Origin of the sequence: Neisseria sp. HMSC078C12 (genome assembly GCF_001838065.1) — a bacterium.
GTDB lineage: Bacteria > Pseudomonadota > Gammaproteobacteria > Burkholderiales > Neisseriaceae > Neisseria.
On sequence record NZ_KV835584.1, the window covers coordinates 76,616 to 95,281 of the forward strand.

Consider the following 18,666-nt stretch of genomic DNA (forward strand, 5'->3'; position numbering starts at 1 on the left):
GTTTTACAGTTTAACCGAATGCTCGCGTGTTTCGTGGAACACGATGTCCGGCCAGCGTTCTTGCGTCAGATTTAAGTTTACGCGGTTAGGCGCGAGGTAGGCGAGGTTGCCACCTGCGTCTATCGACAGATTGCCTGCATTGGCTTTTTCAAATTCCGCTAGCTTTTTCTTGTCTTCACACGATACCCAGCGCGCAGACCAGATGGATGCGCTGTCGAACACGGCTTCTACGCCGTATTCGTTGGCCAGCCGCGAGGTAACGACTTCAAACTGCAACACGCCGACCGCGCCCAAAATTAAATCTGCGCCGCTCATCGGTTTGAAGACCTGCACCGCGCCTTCTTCGCCAAGTTGTTGCAAACCTTTTTGCAGTTGCTTGATTTTCAGCGGGTTTTTGATACGCACACTGCGGAACAGTTCGGGCGCGAAGAAGGGGATGCCGGTAAATGCCAGTTGTTCGCCTTCGGAGAAACTGTCGCCGATTTGGATGTTGCCGTGGTTCGGGATACCGATAATGTCGCCGGCGTAGGCTTCTTCCACCAGCTCGCGGTCATGCGACATGAAGGTTACCACGCTGGAGGCGGCGATTTCGCGGTTGATACGCAGGTGTTTCATCTTCATGCCGCGCTCGAATTTGCCGGAGCAGACGCGTAAGAAGGCGATACGGTCGCGGTGTTTCGGGTCCATATTGGCTTGGATTTTGAAGATAAATCCGGAGAACTTCGGCTCGTCCGGCTCGACCATGCGTACGGTCGCATCGCGCGGTTTCGGCGCAGGCGCCCAGTCAATCAATGAATTGAGGATTTCCTGAATACCGAAGTTGTTAATCGCAGAGCCGAAGAACACGGGCGTGAGTTCGCCGGCGAGAAATTCGTCGAGATTAAATTCGTTGGAAGCCGCCTGCACCAATTCGATTTCGTCGCGCAACTGTTGGATTTCCAATGGAAAGCGTTGTTCCAATTCAGGATTGTCGATACCTTTGATGATGTCGAACTCGTGCGGCAGGCGCTCGCCGCCGGCTTCAAAGAGATAGATTTCGTCGTTCAGGATGTGGTACACGCCTTTGAAGTTTTTGCCCATGCCGATCGGCCAGGTTACGGGTGCGCAGCGGATTTGCAGGATGTTTTCCACTTCGTCCAGCAATTCCAAAGAATCGCGTACTTCGCGGTCGTATTTGTTCATGAACGTGACAATCGGCGTATTGCGCAGGCGGCAGACGTTCAAGAGTTTGATGGTTTGCGCTTCTACGCCTTTTGCCGCGTCGATGACCATCAACGCGCTGTCCACGGCGGTCAATACGCGGTAGGTATCTTCGGAGAAGTCTTGGTGTCCCGGCGTATCCAAGAGGTTGACGGTATGGTCTTTGTAGTCAAACTGCATCACTGACGAAGCCACGGAAATGCCGCGCTGCTTCTCGATTTCCATCCAGTCGGAGGTGGCGAATTTGCCGGTTTTCTTGCCTTTTACCGTACCCGCGCTTTGAATCGCACCTGAAAACAGCAGCAGTTTTTCAGTCAGCGTGGTTTTACCCGCGTCAGGGTGGGAGATGATGGCAAACGTGCGGCGGCGGCGCACTTGGTCGAGAATTTCTTGGGACATGGTTTTCTTTGCAAAAAGGTTCAGGCCGTTTTTTCAGACGGCCTGAAGGATATGGGTGTTGGAAAACAGGCTAAAATAAGGGCGTGTGCAACACGCCCTACAATAGATTGAAAGATGCGGAATTGTACAAAAAAATGCTTGATAATTCAATGTTTGTACCAAAACAAAGGCCGTCTGAAAAGTTTCAGACGGCCTTTGTTTATGAATCGATGATTAAATATCCATCGGTTTCCATTCCGCGCCTTTTACCGGCGGCAGCCATGATTGCGTACCGCTGGAGGCAAATCCCCACAAGGTGTCGGGGAGGTCGTAATGGTCGGCGCGCGTCGGGTCGAGTTGCGTTTCGATTTCATCTTCGCGGCCTTTACGGATTTGCGTGGCGATGTGCGGATTAATCATCACGGTTTTGCCCAATGCAATAAATTCTGCCCAGCCGGTTTCATAGGCGGCCAAAATTTGGTCGGCGGTAAACAGGTTGCCTACGCCGATAAGCGGCAGTTTGCCGTTGATGCGTTCGTGGATAAATTGCATACGGGTTTGTGCGGTATCGCCGCCGCGACGGATTTTTTTATCAAATTCCCACAGAGAAACGTGCAGATATTGCAGCGGTTTTTGTACCAATGCATCAATCAGTGCGCCGGTTTCGGTCATGGTTAAGCCGTCGTCGCCAGGCTCTTCGGGGGAGAAGCGGTAGCCGATAATGAAATCGTCGCGCTGGTGTTTTTCGCGGACGGCAACCACGGCATCGACAACGGCCAGCGGGAAGCGCATTCTGTTTTCCAAGCTGCCGCCCCATTGGTCGTTGCGGCGGTTGCTTTGGGCAGAGTAAAACTGTTGGATTAAATAGCCGTTCGCGCCGTGGATTTCCACGCCGTCAAAACCGGCACGAAGCGCCAAATCGGCGGCTTGCGCATAAGAGGCGATGAGTGCTTCGACTTCTTCTGCGGTCGCTTCGCGTACGTGTTCGGCTTCGTTGGCGGAAGCGCTGATTTTGTCGAGACCGTCCAAAAGGTCATCAATGGCTTTGGAACCGCCGTGATGAATTTGCAAAATCGCTTTTGCGCCTTGTCGTTGCAGGATTTGTGCGGTTTCTTTCAGGCTGTCGAGGCAGTGTTCGCCTGTGGCTTCAGGTTGGCCGTGAAAGGCTTTGCCGTCTTTTTGAACCAAAGTGGCGGCCGTGATAAACATGCCCATATCGCCTGCGCGGTTGCTGAGGAAGGTACGCTCTTGGTCGCTGATCAAACCGTCGGCTTGTGAGCCGAAATGGGTCATGGGGGCGACGGCAAGGCGGTTTTTGATGGTTACGCCGTTATTGAGGGTGTATGTTTGAAAGAGTGGGGCGTATTTTGGATTCATGAGATTTTGCTCTTGATAAGTGAATGGTTGGCAGAGGATTGGGCCATTCGGGAATTTATCAAGTAAACAGGCCGTCTGAAAAGTTTCAGACGGCCTGTTTATTCTTTAATCCTTAGGATTAAAGATTAGGATTGACAATGATTTTTACTGCGGATTCGTTGTTGTGGATCAAGCGCTCGAAGCCTTCGGAAATCAATTCGTCCAGTTTGATGCGTTGGGTGATGAAAGGCTCAAGGTTGATTTTGCCTTCTTCAACCAATTTGATGGTTTCGGCGTGGTCGTTGCAGTAGGCGATGGTGCCGCGCACGTCCAGCTCTTTCATCACAACGCTGTGGACGTTGATGGTAGCGGGGTGGCTCCAAATGGATACGATGACGACTTTCGCAGTTGGACGGCAGGCTTCGACCATGGTGTCCAGCACTTTGTTGACGCTGGTGCATTCGAATGCGACGTCTACGCCTTCGCCATTGGTCAGTTTTTTCACTTCTTCAACGACATCGACTTCGGACGGGTCGAGGATGTAGTCGGCCACACCGGCTTCGCGTGCTTTGTCTTTACGCGCTTTGCTCAATTCGGTGATGATGACTTTGATGCCTTTGGCTTTCAATACGGCAGCCAACAGCAAACCGATTGGGCCTGCGCCGCCAACCAATGCGACGTCGCCTTCTTTCGCGCCACTGCGTACATAAGCATGGTGGCCGACAGACAGAGGCTCAATCAAAGCAGCTTGGTCCAATGGGATTTTGTCGGAAATAGGATGTACCCAACGGCGTTTGACGGCGATTTTTTCAGACAAGCCGCCACCGCAGCCGCCCAAGCCGATGAAGTTCATGTCTTTGGAGAGGTGGTAGTTGCTGCCTTCGCCGGTCGGTACGTCGTCGCGGATGATGTAGGGTTCGACAACAACGTGTTGGCCGACTTTGATGTCGTCTACGCCTTCACCTACGGCATAAACCACGCCGGAGAACTCGTGACCCATGGTGACTGGCGCAGACTCGCCGGAGATTGGGTGCGGATGGCCGCAAGGCGGAATGAAAATCGGGCCTTCCATGAATTCGTGCAGGTCGGTACCGCAGATACCGCACCAAGCAACATTGATGCCGACAGTACCCGGAGCGACGGTTGGCTCGGGAATGTCTTCGATGCGGATGTCGCCTTTGTTGTAAAAACGTGCTGCTTTCATTGTAACGCTCCTTTTTTAAAGTGGAGGCCGTCTGAAAAGACGGTCAATTGGGGAAAGGGAAGCAGTGTGGCGTGTGAAGTATTTTTATTGATATGTTTTATGTTTGTTATTTTACTACTGATAATATGGAAATGGTTTGTCTTTGCTCAAATTAAAGTTTGTAAATGAAAAAAAAGGCCGTCTGAAATGGATAATATGTGTTCAGACGGCCTGGGGCAATAGTTTGAATGCGTTATGGTGTAGGATTGTTACTTTTGCCGCGCTTCAAATGCTTTTGGTAGGCGATGACGTAATCGGCCTTGCTTAAACCTGCCAATACGCGGATATGGGCGGCGGCGGATTTGGACATGGATTCCAAGGTGTAGCCACCTTCCAATACGGAAACGACACGTCCCTGACAGCTTGCCGTTGCTTGGACGATTTTGTGCGTCAGCCAGGCAAAATCGGCTTCATGCAGGTTCAGACGGCCTGTTTCATCTTGTTTGTGCCCGTCAAAACCGGCTGAAAGCAACACCAACTCGGGGCGGAAGGCCATGAGCTTGGGTAGCCATTGTTCGCGGATGGTCGTACGGAAGATACGGCTGCCTGTGCCCGGTTTGAGGGGCGTATGCAGCATATTCTTATTGCCGGCGTATTGTTCTGCCTGAGGGAAGGGGAAGATGTCGGTTTCAAACAGGTTGAAAAACATCACGCGCGGATCGTCTTGGAGAATCTCCGCCGTACCGTCACCGAAGTGGACGTCGAAATCGATGACGGCGATGCGTTGCAGGCGGTATTGGGCAATGGCGTGCATCACGCCGGCGGCAACGTTGTTGATCAGGCAAAAGCCGCCGGCGCTGTTACTGTGGGCATGGTGGCCTGGCGGGCGGATGGCGCAGAAAGCATGCCAGGCCTTTTTGTTCATCACCATATCGACTGCCTTGACGACGGCACCGGCCGCAAAACGGGCGGCTTGAAGGGAGTCGTGGCAGATGACGGTATCGTCGTCGATACGATGGATTTTACCGGGAAGCGGCTGGGCGGCTTCCAACTCGTGCAGATAGTTGCGTGAGTGGACCAATGCCAGCTGCGCATCTTTGATTTCCGGTGCTTCGGCGGTTTGCAGGCGACGCCAAATGCCTTCTTGTTTTAAGGCGGTTTGAATGGTGCTGATGCGTTCGGGCCTGTCGGGATGGTTGGGCCCCGGCTGGTGCTGTAGGAATATCGGATGCGAAATCCATACGGTGCGGGCGTTTTTGCCAAACAAACGGCGCAGGCGGGTGCTGATGCGCCAAAGGATTTTTTTGAACATGGAACAGTATGTGTCGGACAAGTCGTAAAGACTGCTAAATATGGTTAATAAATACGGAAATACTTGGAAATTTTTCAGACGGCCTTTAGAATAGCTCAATTTTGCAGTCCAACCAATGTGTTTGATTGCAGTGTGCAGTTTTTTACTTAATCTAAAACTTGAAAGAACGGATATATTATGAATCAAGCAGTGGCTCAATTTGCCCCTTTAGTGCTGATCATGGTGGTGTTTTACTTCCTGATTATGCGTCCTCAACAAAAGAAATTCAAAGCGCACCAAGCGATGTTGGCCGCTTTGAAAGTCGGCGATAAAGTCGTTTTGGCAGCAGGTTTCAAAGGCCGCGTGACCAAAGTCGGCGAGCAATTCTACACTGTCGACATCGGCCAAGGTGCGAAAATCGAAGTGGAAGTTGAGCGCAACGCGATTGCCGCGAAAGCCGAATAATCCGTTTTTTTGCAAAAAGCCGCCTCATTTTCCGAGCGCGGCTGTTTGCCTTTATAAATAAAGCAAAGGTTTACCATGAACCGTTATCCTTTATGGAAATACCTGCTGATTGCGTTCACGATTGTGGTTGCAGCTGTTTACTCGCTGCCCAACCTTTTCGGTGAAACGCCTGCCGTACAGGTATCGACCAACCGACAAGCCATCGTGATCAACGATCAAACCCAGTCTAAAGTGGATGCCGCGCTGAAGCAGGCAGGTATTCAGACTGATGGTATGTTCATCGTCGACAACTCGCTGAAAGTGCGTTTCAAAGATACCGAAACGCAATTGAAAGCGCGTGACGTCATCGAAAATACTTTGGGCGAGGGCTATATTACCGCGCTCAACCTATTGGCAGACAGCCCTGAGTGGATGGCGAAAATTAAAGCCAATCCGATGTTCTTGGGTTTGGACTTGCGCGGCGGCGTGCATTTCACCATGCAGGTGGACATGAAAGCCGCGATGCAGAAAACGTTTGAACGTTATTCCGGCGACATCCGCCGCGAATTGCGCCGCGAAAAAATCCGTACCGGCACGGTGCATCAGACTGAAAACGGTCTGACCGTGCCTTTGCAAGATGCTGCCGATGTACAAAAAGCCTTGCCTCAGTTGCAAAAATTGTTCCCTGAAGCCACGCTGCTGCCGGACGGCAACAATATCGTGCTGACTTTGTCTGAAGAGGCAATCAATAAAGTACGTTCTGATGCAGTTAAACAAAACATCAATACGTTGCACAACCGTGTGAACGAATTGGGCGTAGCCGAACCGGTTATCCAACAATCCGGCCTTGACCGCATTGTCGTACAGTTGCCGGGCGTGCAAGATACTGCCAAAGCCAAAGACATTATCGGCCGTACCGCGACTTTGGAAGTGCGCATGGTGGAAGACGATCCGATCAAACTGCAAGAAGCTTTGAACGGCAATGTGCCGACCGGTTACGAATTGCTGTCAAGCGGTGGCGATCATCCGGAAACTATTTTGGTCAACAAACAAGTTGAACTGACCGGCGACAACATCAACGACGCGCAACCTAGCTTTGACCAAATGGGTGCACCTGCCGTGAGCCTGAGCTTGGACAGCGCAGGTGGCAGCATTTTTGGCGAATTGACTTCGGCCAATGTGGGTAAACGTATGGCTATGGTGTTGATTGACCAAGGTAAATCCGAAGTCGTTACCGCGCCTGTCATCCGTGCTGCCATTACCGGCGGCCGCGTGGAGATTTCCGGCAGCATGACGACAGCCGAAGCCAACGATACTTCATTGTTGCTGCGCGCCGGTTCGCTGGCCGCACCGATGCAGATTGTCGAAGAACGTACCATCGGCCCGTCTTTGGGTAAAGAAAACATTGAAAAAGGTTTCCACTCTACCTTGTGGGGCTTTGCCGCTGTTGCTGCATTCATGGTGATTTACTACCGCTTGATGGGTTTCTTCTCTACCATTGCCTTGAGTACCAATATCTTGTTTTTGGTGGGTATTTTGTCTGCCATGCAGGCAACGCTGACCTTGCCGGGTATTGCCGCCTTGGCCTTGACCTTGGGTATGGCGATTGACTCCAACGTGTTGATTAATGAACGTATCCGTGAGGAACTGCGTGCCGGTGTCGCACCACAACAGGCCATCAACCTCGGTTTCCAACACGCTTGGGCAACCATTGTCGACTCCAACTTGACCTCCCTGATTGCCGGTATCGCTTTGTTGGTATTCGGTTCCGGCCCGGTACGCGGTTTTGCGGTTGTACACTGTATCGGTATTCTGACTTCGATGTATTCATCCGTGGTCGTGTTCCGTGCTTTGGTCAACCTGTGGTACGGCCGCCGTCGCAAATTGCAAAATATTTCCATCGGTTCGGTATGGAAGCCGAAAGCTGAAATGGCAGAAGGCAAGGAGTAAAACATGGAATTATTTAAAATCAAACGCGATATTCCGTTTATGAGCTACGGCAAACTGACGACTTTTATTTCGTTGGTTACGTTTATCGCCGCCGTGTTCTTTTTGGTAACCAAAGGCCTGAATTTCTCCGTCGAATTTACCGGCGGTACGGTAATGGAAGTCCAATATCAGCAGGGCGTTGATGTGAATAAAACACGCGATCGCCTCGATACGCTGAAAATGGGCGATGTACAGGTTCAGGCATTGGGTACGAACAAGCACATCATGATCCGCCTGCCGAACAAAGAAGGTGTAACGTCTGCCCAGCTGTCCAACCAAGTGATGGATTTGCTGAAAAAAGACAATCCTGACGTTACCTTGCGCCAAGTCGAATTTATCGGCCCTCAAGTCGGCGAAGAATTGGTCACCAATGGTTTGATGGCATTAGGCTTCGTGGTGGCAGGTATCATTATTTATTTGTCCATGCGTTTTGAGTGGCGTTTTGCGGTGTCCGCGATTATTGCGAATATGCACGATATCGTGATTATTCTCGGCTGTTTCGCCTTCTTCCAATGGGAATTCTCATTGACTGTCTTGGCAGGTATTTTGGCAGTTTTGGGTTATTCCGTGAACGAATCCGTGGTGGTGTTTGACCGTATTCGTGAAAACTTCCGCAAACCGCATATGCGCGGCCATACTGTTCCGGAGGTTATCGACAACGCGATTACCGCCACCATGAGCCGTACCATCATTACCCACGGTTCGACCGAGGCAATGGTTGTTTCTATGCTGGTGTTCGGCGGAGCGGCCTTGCACGGCTTCTCTATGGCGCTGACCATCGGTATCGTGTTCGGTATTTACTCTTCCGTATTGGTTGCCAGCCCGCTCTTGCTGATGTTTGGTTTGAGCCGTGAGAACATTGCCAAAGAAGTGAAGAAAAAAGAAGAAGTGGTAGTTTAAACGCTGCAATAATTCGATAAAGGCCGTCTGAAAATTGATTGAATCAGTTTTCAGACGGCCTTTTGTATTTAAATTTCAGAATGTTTTGTTTTAATGAAATCAGAGGGGATAAATGTGAAAGAAAAAGAAAAAATATGGACGATATAATTTTGTGATGAATCAAGTTTATTGTCTGATATGCCCTTAATTGCTTGTCAGTCCCAACATTTTAAAACATAATACTTTTGCCCCCGATGCTGGAGTTTTACTACAAGTACATGATTTGCAAAAAATCTGTCGGGTGTGCAGACCCTGCCAATCAACCTCAAATAAGGAAGGTTAAGAATGAAAGTAACCAGTTTCGGCGAAGTGCTGTGGGACGATTTTCCAAACGGAAAGGTATTGGGTGGCGCCCCCTTGAATGTTGCTGTCCGTTTGCAGTCTTTGGGTATCGATGCTGCCATCATCAGCCGTCGCGGTGATGATGCCGACGGCGAGGAATTGCTGCGCCAGGTCCAAAGCAAAAACGTCAATACTGATTATTTGCAGGTTTGCCAAGAATGCGCGACCAGTTTGGTAAAAGTACACTTGGACAAGTCTGGCAGTGCGTCTTATGAGATTGTTTATCCTTGTGCGTGGGACAGGATTTCGAATAATAATGCGGCAATCAAACGAGTGGCGGAATCCGATGCTTTTGTTTTCGGCAGCTTGGCAACCCGTGACGAGGTTTCGCGTAAAAGCTTGGACGCTTTATTGAAAGAAGCCAAATTCAAAATTTTTGACGTTAATCTGCGCAAGCCGCATTACGATATTGACCGCTTGTTGGAGAGCATGAAACAGTCCGATATGGTCAAACTCAATGATGATGAGCTGTATGAGTTGGCTGCGGCTTACGGTTCTCCTTATCACAGTATCGAACAAAATATCAGCTATCTTGTTAAGCTGACCGGTGTCAAAATCTTGTGTGTGACTTTGGGCAGCCATGGCGCGGTTTTGTATAAGGACGGCGAGGTGTACCGCCATTGTGGTTTCCGCGTTAAAGTGGTGGATACTGTCGGTTCGGGCGACAGCTTTCTTGGCGGTTTGACTTACAAGCTGCTCAATAATGCGCCTCCTCAAGAAGCCATTACTTTTGCTTGTGCGTTGGGCGCGTTGGTTGCTTCGCGTCATGGTGCAACGGCGGATATTTCTTTGGAAGAAATTGAAGCGTTTATGAATCCGGCTTGATATTTTGACAAGAGACATAAAAAGGCCGTCTGAAAAACCATTAAATCAGGTTTTCAGACGGCCTGAGTGTTTTTAGGCTTTACCAATAAGTGGTAAAGCATTCCAGGTTGGTATTTTTCGGGCCGCCGCCTTCTTCTGTCGGAGAGCCAATCATCATCAGGCCGATGATTTTGTCTTTGTCGGTACACTCAAATGCTTCGCGCAACAATGGACTGTTGACCCACATGCCCGTAATCCAAACATTGTCGAAGCCCTGGGCTGATGCGGCCAGTTGCAATGCGTAGGCGGCGCATCCGGCGGTTAGCATTTGCTCCCATTCGGGTTTGGGTTTTGCTACTTCACGGTTTGGCACGAATGTAACGCCGATAATCATGGGCGCCATGTTGCCGACGCGTTCGGCTTTTTTCATGGCGTCATCGCCGAAGTTGAGTTCGGTAACGGTCTTACTCAAAAGTCCGCGGAAACGTTCCAAGCCGGCCTCGCTTTGAATAACGGTAAAGCGGTAAGGGCGCATATTGCCGTGATCGGGCACTTGGGTTGCCGCTTGCAGCATTTGTTCCAGTTGCTCGGCATTGGGTGCCGGAGCCGTCAGTTTTTTGGAAGAGCGACGTGTGGTCAGGAGATTTAAGGCATCCATGTTTTATTCTTTCTTGTGAACTTGAATGAGAATAATTATATAGCGGAAAGATAAATAAATCAGCAAAAGACTGAGGCCGTCTGAATTCAGGTTTCAGACGGCCTTTGGGTTTTACAGGATACCGTTGTTTTGCGTATTTTCAGTAATCAGTGCTTTGCTGATTTCGTCGGCGGTGTAGCTCTTACCGCTTTCAAATACAAAGCTGTCGATATTATTGTTGGCAATATCATGGATGGTCAGGGTTTCGCCTGTATCTTTGATGGTTAAGACCCAATCATCGCCGGTTTTCAACTGTAAATCTTTCAGCGTCAGCCCTTCTTTGAAACGGACTTGGGTATCGCTGCCTCCATACGGATTAAAGGTGTCGTTGCCGCTGTTTCTGCCAAACATGATGACGGTGTTGTCGGCACCCGGGTCGGTAATGGTGTCGTTGCCGCCGGCCGTATCGACGATGTTGATGCCGCGGCCCAAAGTAATGGTTTCATCGCTGCGGTTGCCCCTGTATTCGACAACAGAAGTGTAACGCGACAAATCTAAATCGCTGTTGTCGCTATCGGCATGGATGGTGTGGTTGAAGTTGTTGTATACATCCCGGTTGAGTTCTTCAACGGGTTGGCCGGTGTATTGGACGATGTTTTTGTTGCCGATCATGTGCGGGATAGACAGTTTGAAGTGGTTGATCAGTTCGCCCGTGCTGTATGAGGCATTGCCGTCAAACTGAAACTCGGAAATTGCCCCATAAATACCGCTTTGGTTTTTGATGGTCAAAACATCGTCTGTGCCTTTGATACGGATATGCCAAGTGTCGCCATCCAGCAGGGGAGGAGATACAAATTGGTTGCTGTCGGGCAGGTCGGCAATCCCGGTTTTGTCGTAACCTTTTTCAACAGTAATTTCAAGGTCGTCAAGGGTAATGCCGCCGCTAAATTTCACGGTGTTGGCGTTGAGCGTGTGCAGGCCGGCCTCGTTGTCGAAACCGAAGTTGTAGTCGAAAATGGTGTCGTGTCCGTAACCTTTTCCGAAAACATAGGTGTCGTTGTGTTCGCCGCCTTCCAGATAATCATTGCCTGCGCCGCCGTCGAGTAAGTCGGCGCCTACATGGGCATAGAGTTTGTCGTTACCGTTGCCGCCGTAGAGTTTATCGTCGGAAGCGGGTTCGTTGCCGTAATAGGTTTCGCTGTGTTCGCGCAAGATGTCATCGCCGTCGTGGCCATAGAGGATGTCTCGGCCGTCGTTGCCGCCGTCGATTTCATTGTTGCCTGCATCGCCATGCAAGGTATCGTCGCCGTTTGTACCGACAAATTTGATGGTTTCGGCTTTCAGGGCTTGGAAGGCTTGTTGGAACTGCGCGGCAGTGTAGGTTTGGTCGCTGAACTGGAAACGGTCGATGGAAACGCTGCCATCTGCGCCGATTTGGTTTTGAATCAGGGCTGAACCTTGCTCCGACGTAATTTCCCAGCTTTGGCTGCCGTCGTCGTTATGAATGGTCTTCAGGTTGAGCTTGGCATTGTTCAGGCCGTCTGAAAACTTGAGGGTATTGATGCCTTGGTTGTCGATAATGGTATCGTTATCGCCGTAAATATAGGTATCGTTTCCGGCGCCGCCTTTCAGAATGTCTTTGCCGTTGCTGCCCACCAAAACATCATCGCCAGCATCGCCATTGATGGCATCGTTACCATCGCCGCCATCCAGATAATCGTTGCCGTCGCCGCCATTGAGGTTGTCGTTGCCGCCCATGCCGTAAACGGTATCATCACCGCGTCCGCTGTTGAGGCGGTTGCGGCCTTCGTTGCCGGTCAGGATGTTATTGCTGTTGTTTCCGGCGGCAAAAATATTGGCTGTGCCGGTCAAAGTAACATTTTCAACGTGGGTGGCTGCAGTATATGAAATGCTGCTGAATACGGTGTCTTCGCCGCCGCCAGCTTGTTCGATAACTACGTCTTTTGCGTTATCAACATAGTAAGTGTCATTGCCGTCTCCGCCTTCCATGATGTCGGCACCGGCTTTGCCGTCGATAATATCATCGCCGGATGTGCCGATCAGGTGGTCATTACCGTCGCTACCATTGATAGTCTTACCGCTTTCGGTATGCTCAGTCAGGGAAATATTGAAATATTTGGCAAAGCTGTTCACATCCAGTTTTTGTGTGCCGATGATGAATTGGGAGACTGCCGGCGTTGTGCCGTTTTGCGTGTATTGGTTTTGGATTGTTAAAACGGCGTTGCTGTTTTTCACGGCAATCAGCCAGTCTTGACCGCCGGTTTCGTTGTTTCGAACTTCGACGGTTAAATCGTTAAGGCTCAGGTCGGTATGGAAGCGGATGCTGTTGTGGCCTTGGTTGTCGATGACGGTGTCTTGTTCGCTTTTGGCAGAGAAAAGGTAGGTGTCGTCGCCTTCGCCACCCTCAAGCACATCGTTGCCTGCTTCGCCGTTGAGGGTGTCATTGCCTGTTTCGCCGAAAAGACGGTCATTGCCTTCGCCGCCGTTGATGAAATCGTTGCCGCCTCCGCCGTAAACGATGTCGTCACCGCGCCCGCTGTTGAGGCGGTTGCGGCCTTCATTGCCGATGAGGATGTTGTTGCTGTTGTTGCCTGCGCCGAAGATGTTGGCCGTACCGGTCAAAACAAGGTTTTCAACGTAGTTGGGGAGGGTATAGCTGACGCTGCTGTAAACCGTATCATCGCCGCCGTTTGGGTCTTCAATGATTTTATCGTCGCTGCGGGTGACATAATAAACGTCATCCCCGGGCGTGCCTGTTGTTTGGGCAAGGGGGGGAGGTTGTAATTGCTCTGCATGTCGTAATTCAAATTGCGCATTGCGGATGCGGGTTGCTTTTTCGGTTGTCATGATATTTTCTTTAGATATTGATGAGAGTAACAAGGAAGTAAACGTATCCGGCATATGGCCGGTATTGCTTAATTTGTATTGTGTTTAGGCTATATATACTAGTGCCGAAATTTGATAAAAACAACAAAAACATTAAGATATGACAATAATTAGAGAGCCTTGTCGGGCCGTGTTTGCCGTCCCTTCTTTTACTAAATGGTTTTGCCTTGTTTGATTGTTTTGTGCCTTCTATACCACACATTGATTTCTATAGTTTCAAACTATGAAGAGTGTAAAAAGGCCGTCTGAAAAAAAGAAGCAGGTTTCGCATTGCAAAACCTGCTTCTGATTTTTCAGACGGCCTGTCTGATTACAGCGTACGGGCAACTTCGACGATGTCGAAACATTCGAGTTGGTCGCCTTCCATAATCTCGTTGTAGCCTTTGATCATCAGACCACATTCGAAGCCCATGCGGACTTCTTTGACATCGTCTTTGTAGCGTTTCAAAGAAGACAGCTCGCCGGTATGGATGACCACGTTGTTGCGGATGAGGCGGACATGGGAATCGCGTTTGACCACGCCGTCGGTAACCATACAGCCTGCAATATTGCCGACCTTGGAAACAGAGATAACCTGACGGATTTCGACCGTACCGGTGACTTGCTCTTTCTCTTCCGGAGAGAGCATACCGCTCATGGCGGCTTTCACGTCATCGATGGCATCGTAAATGATGTTGTAGTAACGGATTTCCACGTTTTCATTTTCGGCCAGTTTGCGTGCGGAAGCATCTGCACGGACGTTAAAGCCGATGATGAATGCGCCGGAAGCGATGGCCAAGTTGACATCCGATTCGGTAATGCCGCCCACGCCGCTGTGCAACACGTTCACTTTCACTTCGTCGGTGGACAGTTTTTTCAGGCTGCCCGCCAAAGCTTCGTAAGAACCTTGTACGTCTGCTTTGATGATGACAGACAAGGATTGGGCTTGGTTTTCGCCCATGTTGTTGAACATGTTTTCCAGTTTCGCGGCCTGTTGTTTGGCCAAGCGTACATCGCGGTATTTGCCTTGACGGAAGAGGGCGATTTCGCGCGCTTTTTTCTCATCCGCCAATACCATTGCATCTTCACCGGCGTTCGGTACGTCAGACAAACCGAGGATTTCGACAGGGATAGACGGTCCGGCTTCATTGATGGCTTTGCCGTTTTCGTCAACCATCGCACGGATTTTACCGAATGCAGTACCGGCCAGCAGCATATCGCCTTTTTTCAGCGTACCGCTTTGCACCAAGAGGGTGGCAACCGCACCGCGGCCTTTGTCCAAACGTGCCTCAACGATGATACCTTTGGCTGGTGCATCGACAGGGGCGGTCAGTTCCAAAACTTCGGCTTCGAGCAAGACGGCTTCGAGCAAGGCGTCGATATTGATGCCTTTTTTGGCGGAAACGTCGATGAATTGTACATCGCCGCCCCATTCGTCCGGCACGACTTCGTGTGCGGTCAACTCTTGGCGGATGCGCTCGGGGTTGGCAGCCTCTTTATCGATTTTGTTGACGGCAACCACCATCGGTACGCCCGCAGCTTTGGCGTGGGCAATGGCTTCGATGGTTTGCGGCATCACGCCATCATCGGCTGCGACCACAAGAATCACGATGTCGGTTGCTTTCGCACCGCGCGCACGCATGGCGGTAAACGCTTCGTGACCCGGAGTATCCAAGAAGGTAATCACGCCGCGCGGGGTTTCAACGTGGTATGCACCGATGTGTTGGGTAATGCCGCCCGCTTCGCCTTGTACCACTTTGGCACGGCGGATGTAGTCCAGCAGGGAAGTTTTACCGTGGTCGACGTGACCCATGACGGTAACCACCGGCGGACGCGGCAATGCTTCGGCTTCCACGGCTTCCACGCCTTCATCCAAGAATGCTTCGGGATCGTCGGCGGCAGCAGGTTTGCCGATGTGGCCGAGTTCTTCCACCACAATCAGGGCGGTGTCTTGGTCGATAGATTGGTTGATGGTGACCATCATGCCCATTTTCATCAGGGCTTTGACCACTTCGACGCCTTTAACGGCCATTTTGTGCGCCAAATCGGCAACGGTAATGGTTTCGGGAACCAAGACTTCGTGTACGACAGGTTCGGTCGGTGCTTGGAAGGCGTGTTGGTTCGGCTCGAGTTTGAGTTTTTTGCCTTTTTTACCGCTGCGTACGCGCTCGTCGTCGCCGTTGCGTGCATTGTTACGGTCGCGACCACCTTTGCCGCCTTTGCCTTTGGCGTTTCGGCCTTGGTTCTCTTCGTCACGATCGCGGCGGTCGTCTTTTTTATTGCGCGCGTTGTGTTCGGATTTGCCTTCGCCGGTTGAGGCTTTGGTTTTCTCGGCAGGTTTGTTGCGTTCGCCTGATTTGGATTTGGCTTCTTTGGCAGATTTTGCTTCTTGCTCGGCCTGTTGTTTCATGGCTTCGCGGCGTGCTTGACGCTCTTGTTTTTCTTTCAACAAGGCTTCTTGATGCGCACGCAGGGCGGCGGCACGGCGGGCTTCTTCATCGCGTTGAGCCTGTTCTTCCTCGCTGACGACAGGTTGCGGTACGGCAGGCGCGGCAGGTTTGGCTGCCTTTTTCGCTTCTTTGCCTTTACCGCTTTTGTCTTGTTTGGCTTTGGCAGGTTTTTTGGCTTCGGCCGGTTTTTCAGCTTCAACGGATTTTTCAGACGGCTTGTTGTCTGCTTTGGCTTCTACTTTAGCTTCTGCGGCTTCAACCGGTTTGGCTTCTTCTTTTTTGGCTTCGGCAGGCTTGCTTTCTGCTTTTGGTGCGGCTTTGGCTGCTTTCAGTCTGGCTGCTTCGGCCTCTGCTTTGGCGCGGGCTTCGGCTTTTGCGGCTGCTTCTGCTTCAGCTTTGGCTTTTTCTTCGGCAGCTTTTGCGGCTGCTTTTTCTGCTTCGGCTTTTTGGTTTTCAGCTGCTACTTTGGCTTTGGCTTCCGCGGCCAATTCTTCGGAAGAAGGAATGGTAACGGCACGGCTGCGGCGGCGTGTTTCCACTTTTACGCCGTCAACGGTGCTGACTTCGGTTTTTTTACGGCGGATGCTGATGGTGCCGCTGTTGCTGCCGTTTTTCTTTTGCAGGTAAGCGGTCAGCAGTTGTTTGTCGTCAGTGGTCAGGTTGTCATTACCGCTGTTTTTGTTGACGCCGGCTTCTTTCAATTGTTTAAGCAAATCATCGACGGGGCGGTTTAGTTCGGCGGCAAATTGTGCTACGGTTGTATTACTCATTCAGTACCCCCTTAGTTGTTTTCTTCAGTAAACCAGTGTTCGCGTGCAGCCAAAATTACTTTTTTGGCTTCTTCTTCGTCAATACCGGTAATTTCGACCAATTCGTCAACAGACAATTCGGCCAGATCGTCGCGTTGGGTCACGCCTGCTTCGGCAAGCTTGCGCAACATATCGGAATCTACGCCATCCAGATTGCGCATGTCTTCAGATACTTCGCCTAGTTTTTCTTCTGCCGCGATGGTCATGGTCAGGATGGCGTCGCGTGCGCGGTTGCGCAGGGTTTCAACGATTTCTTCGTCAAAGCCTTCGATGGCGAGCAATTCTGCCGCCGGAACGTAAGCCACTTCTTCCAATGTGGCAAAACCTTCTTCAACCAAAATATCGGCGGTTTCGTCGTCGATGTTCAAGTGGGTGGTGAAGAGGTTGCGGATAACCGCGTCTTCGGCGGCATTGCGCTCGTCGGCTTCTTCAACGGTCATGATGTTCAGCTGCCAGCCGGTCAGGATGGAAGCCAGACGGACGTTTTGACCGCCGCGGCCGATGGCCAGCGCCAGTTGGTTTTCATCAACGATCACGTCAACGGCGTGTTTGTCTTCGTCAATCACGATGCGGCTCACTTCGGCAGGGGACAGCGCATTCATCACGAATTGGGCAGGCTCGGGAGACCACAAAACGATGTCGATGCGTTCGCCGGACAATTCGTTGCTCACGGCGTTGACACGCGAACCGCGCACGCCGATACAAGTACCTTGCGGGTCGATGCGTTGGTCGTTGGCTTTAACGGCAACTTTGGCGCGTTGGCCGGGGTCGCGTGCTACTTCGCGGATTTCCAACAGGCCGTCTGCAATTTCAGGCACTTCGTTGGCGTAGAGTTTGGCCAAGAAGTCGCCGCTGGTACGGCTCAAAATGACTTGTTTGCGGCCGGTATTGCCGATTTCGTCCACACGCAGGAAGAGGGCGCGGATGCGGTCGCCGCTGCGGAAGTTTTCGCGCGGAATCATTTCTTCGCGCGGAATCAGGGCGTCAAGTTTGCCTGCGACGACTTCAACGATGATGCCGTGGCGCTCGACGCGTTTTACGGTGCCGGAAACGATGTCTTCTTTAGAAGCAAGGAACTCGTTCAGGTTTTGCTCGCGCTCGGCATCGCGGATGCGTTGCAGGATGATTTGTTTGGCGGTTTGCGCGGCTTGGCGGCCGAAGCCTTCGTTTGGCAGCTGCTCTTCGTAGTATTCGCCGATTTGGATGGTGGTGCCGGGGATTTCTTCTTGGATTTCCTCGATGGTTTTTTCTACGTCGGGGTAGGTGTAGTCTTCATCGGCAACAATCAGCCAGCGGCGGAAGGTTTGGTATTCGCCGGTATCGCGGTCGATTTCGACGCGCACGTCCATGTGCTCGCGGTCGGCTTTTTTCTTGGCGGCAGTAGAGAGGGCGAATTCAAGGGCTTTGAATACGACTTCCGTTTCAACGTTTTTTTCACTTGCCAGCGCTTCGGCCAGCTGTAACATTTCGCGACTCATTTTCTAGAATCTCCAAGTAATCGGTTTTTAAAATTTGAATTCGGGGCGCAAACGGGCTTTGTCGATGTTGCTCAATTCGATTTGGGCAGTTTTGCCGTCGAAAGAGACGGTAACGATGTCGTTTTCGCAAGATTCGATGCGGCCGATGAAGTTTTTCTGACCATCAATCGGCAGGCGTGTTTTGATTTTGGCGTTCTGGCCGACAAAGCGTACGAAGTCGGCGGCTTTTTTCAGCGGACGGTCAAGGCCCGGACTGGAGATTTCCAAACGTTTGTAGTCGATGTCTTCAACCATAAACACGCGGCTCAGATGGTTGCTGACAGTGGCGCAGTCTTCGACGGTGATGCCGCTTTCTTTATCGATGAAAATGCGCAAATCGCCTTGCGCGGTCAGTTCGAAATCGACCAGCTCGTAGCCCAAGCCGGGCAGGGTTTTATCAAGAATGCTTTGAATATCCATGCTTCTCCAGAAGTACATAAA

General features: G+C 51.1%; 13 protein-coding genes. 4 read left to right on the forward strand and 9 right to left on the reverse strand.

Features of this window, described 5'->3' with window-relative positions; all coding sequences use genetic code 11:
- Positions 1-3: 3 nt before the first annotated feature.
- The 4 genes from HMPREF2596_RS01990 to HMPREF2596_RS02005 form a co-directional block, all read right to left on the reverse strand.
- Positions 4-1,599: a peptide chain release factor 3 gene (locus HMPREF2596_RS01990; RefSeq protein WP_070849271.1), complete on the reverse strand. Its 1,596-nt coding sequence runs from the start codon at positions 1,597-1,599 to the stop codon at positions 4-6.
- 213 nt (positions 1,600-1,812) lie between these two features.
- On the reverse strand, positions 1,813-2,955 hold the full coding sequence (locus HMPREF2596_RS01995) for an NADH-dependent flavin oxidoreductase (protein WP_070849274.1): 1,143 nt from the start codon (positions 2,953-2,955) through the stop codon (positions 1,813-1,815).
- Between the two features lie 118 nt (positions 2,956-3,073).
- On the reverse strand, positions 3,074-4,138 hold the full coding sequence (locus HMPREF2596_RS02000; RefSeq protein WP_003745670.1) for a 2,3-butanediol dehydrogenase: 1,065 nt from the start codon (positions 4,136-4,138) through the stop codon (positions 3,074-3,076).
- Positions 4,139-4,370: 232 nt separating this feature from the next.
- Positions 4,371-5,429 (reverse strand): histone deacetylase family protein, encoded by a 1,059-nt coding sequence (locus tag HMPREF2596_RS02005; RefSeq protein ID WP_070849277.1) that lies wholly within the window; start codon positions 5,427-5,429, stop codon positions 4,371-4,373.
- Between the two features lie 177 nt (positions 5,430-5,606).
- On the opposite strand from HMPREF2596_RS02005, the gene yajC reads away from it, so the two are divergent.
- From yajC to HMPREF2596_RS02025, 4 genes are all read left to right on the forward strand, one after another.
- Positions 5,607-5,873, forward strand: a complete 267-nt coding sequence (gene yajC / locus HMPREF2596_RS02010) for a preprotein translocase subunit YajC (RefSeq protein WP_003675720.1) — start codon at positions 5,607-5,609, stop codon at positions 5,871-5,873.
- A gap of 75 nt (positions 5,874-5,948) precedes the next feature.
- On the forward strand, positions 5,949-7,802 hold the full coding sequence (gene secD, locus HMPREF2596_RS02015; protein WP_003745673.1) for a protein translocase subunit SecD: 1,854 nt from the start codon (positions 5,949-5,951) through the stop codon (positions 7,800-7,802).
- 3 nt (positions 7,803-7,805) lie between these two features.
- Complete coding sequence (secF, locus tag HMPREF2596_RS02020; RefSeq protein ID WP_070849280.1) at positions 7,806-8,741, forward strand: protein translocase subunit SecF; 936 nt, start codon at positions 7,806-7,808, stop codon at positions 8,739-8,741.
- A gap of 324 nt (positions 8,742-9,065) precedes the next feature.
- Complete coding sequence (locus tag HMPREF2596_RS02025; RefSeq protein ID WP_070849283.1) at positions 9,066-9,947, forward strand: carbohydrate kinase family protein; 882 nt, start codon at positions 9,066-9,068, stop codon at positions 9,945-9,947.
- Positions 9,948-10,026: 79 nt separating this feature from the next.
- Here the strand turns inward: HMPREF2596_RS02025 and HMPREF2596_RS02030 are convergent, their stop codons facing one another.
- The 5 genes from HMPREF2596_RS02030 to rimP all read right to left on the reverse strand — a co-directional run bounded on the left by HMPREF2596_RS02030 (position 10,027) and on the right by rimP (position 18,645).
- Complete coding sequence (locus HMPREF2596_RS02030) at positions 10,027-10,584, reverse strand: nitroreductase family protein (RefSeq protein WP_036491562.1); 558 nt, start codon at positions 10,582-10,584, stop codon at positions 10,027-10,029.
- 111 nt (positions 10,585-10,695) lie between these two features.
- Entirely contained in the window at positions 10,696-13,431 is a 2,736-nt protein-coding gene (locus tag HMPREF2596_RS02035; protein WP_070849286.1) for a calcium-binding protein, read from the reverse strand.
- Between the two features lie 349 nt (positions 13,432-13,780).
- Positions 13,781-16,669 (reverse strand): translation initiation factor IF-2, encoded by a 2,889-nt coding sequence (infB, locus tag HMPREF2596_RS02040; protein ID WP_070849289.1) that lies wholly within the window; start codon positions 16,667-16,669, stop codon positions 13,781-13,783.
- 11 nt (positions 16,670-16,680) lie between these two features.
- Positions 16,681-18,186 carry a transcription termination factor NusA gene (gene nusA, locus HMPREF2596_RS02045; protein WP_070849292.1) on the reverse strand — a complete coding sequence of 502 codons (1,506 nt, stop codon included), beginning with the start codon at positions 18,184-18,186 and terminating at the stop codon, positions 16,681-16,683.
- A 27-nt stretch (positions 18,187-18,213) separates the two neighbouring features.
- Positions 18,214-18,645 carry a ribosome maturation factor RimP gene (gene rimP, locus HMPREF2596_RS02050; RefSeq protein WP_070849295.1) on the reverse strand — a complete coding sequence of 144 codons (432 nt, stop codon included), beginning with the start codon at positions 18,643-18,645 and terminating at the stop codon, positions 18,214-18,216.
- Between the last annotated feature and the right edge of the window lie 21 nt (positions 18,646-18,666).

Excerpts from the sequence above, each read along its gene's own strand:
- nusA (WP_070849292.1), bottom strand. The coding sequence starts at position 18,186 with ATGAGTCGCGAAATGTTACAGCTGGCCGAAGCGCTGGCAAGTGAAAAA.
- HMPREF2596_RS01995 (WP_070849274.1), bottom strand. The coding sequence starts at position 2,955 with ATGAATCCAAAATACGCCCCACTCTTTCAAACATACACCCTCAATAAC.
- HMPREF2596_RS02005 (WP_070849277.1), bottom strand. The coding sequence starts at position 5,429 with ATGTTCAAAAAAATCCTTTGGCGCATCAGCACCCGCCTGCGCCGTTTG.
- HMPREF2596_RS02025 (WP_070849283.1), top strand. The coding sequence starts at position 9,066 with ATGAAAGTAACCAGTTTCGGCGAAGTGCTGTGGGACGATTTTCCAAAC.
- secF (WP_070849280.1), top strand. The coding sequence starts at position 7,806 with ATGGAATTATTTAAAATCAAACGCGATATTCCGTTTATGAGCTACGGC.
- HMPREF2596_RS02035 (WP_070849286.1), bottom strand. The coding sequence starts at position 13,431 with ATGACAACCGAAAAAGCAACCCGCATCCGCAATGCGCAATTTGAATTA.
- HMPREF2596_RS02000 (WP_003745670.1), bottom strand. The coding sequence starts at position 4,138 with ATGAAAGCAGCACGTTTTTACAACAAAGGCGACATCCGCATCGAAGAC.
- secD (WP_003745673.1), top strand. The coding sequence starts at position 5,949 with ATGAACCGTTATCCTTTATGGAAATACCTGCTGATTGCGTTCACGATT.
- HMPREF2596_RS02030 (WP_036491562.1), bottom strand. The coding sequence starts at position 10,584 with ATGGATGCCTTAAATCTCCTGACCACACGTCGCTCTTCCAAAAAACTG.
- infB (WP_070849289.1), bottom strand. The coding sequence starts at position 16,669 with ATGAGTAATACAACCGTAGCACAATTTGCCGCCGAACTAAACCGCCCC.
- yajC (WP_003675720.1), top strand. The coding sequence starts at position 5,607 with ATGAATCAAGCAGTGGCTCAATTTGCCCCTTTAGTGCTGATCATGGTG.
- HMPREF2596_RS01990 (WP_070849271.1), bottom strand. The coding sequence starts at position 1,599 with ATGTCCCAAGAAATTCTCGACCAAGTGCGCCGCCGCCGCACGTTTGCC.
- rimP (WP_070849295.1), bottom strand. The coding sequence starts at position 18,645 with ATGGATATTCAAAGCATTCTTGATAAAACCCTGCCCGGCTTGGGCTAC.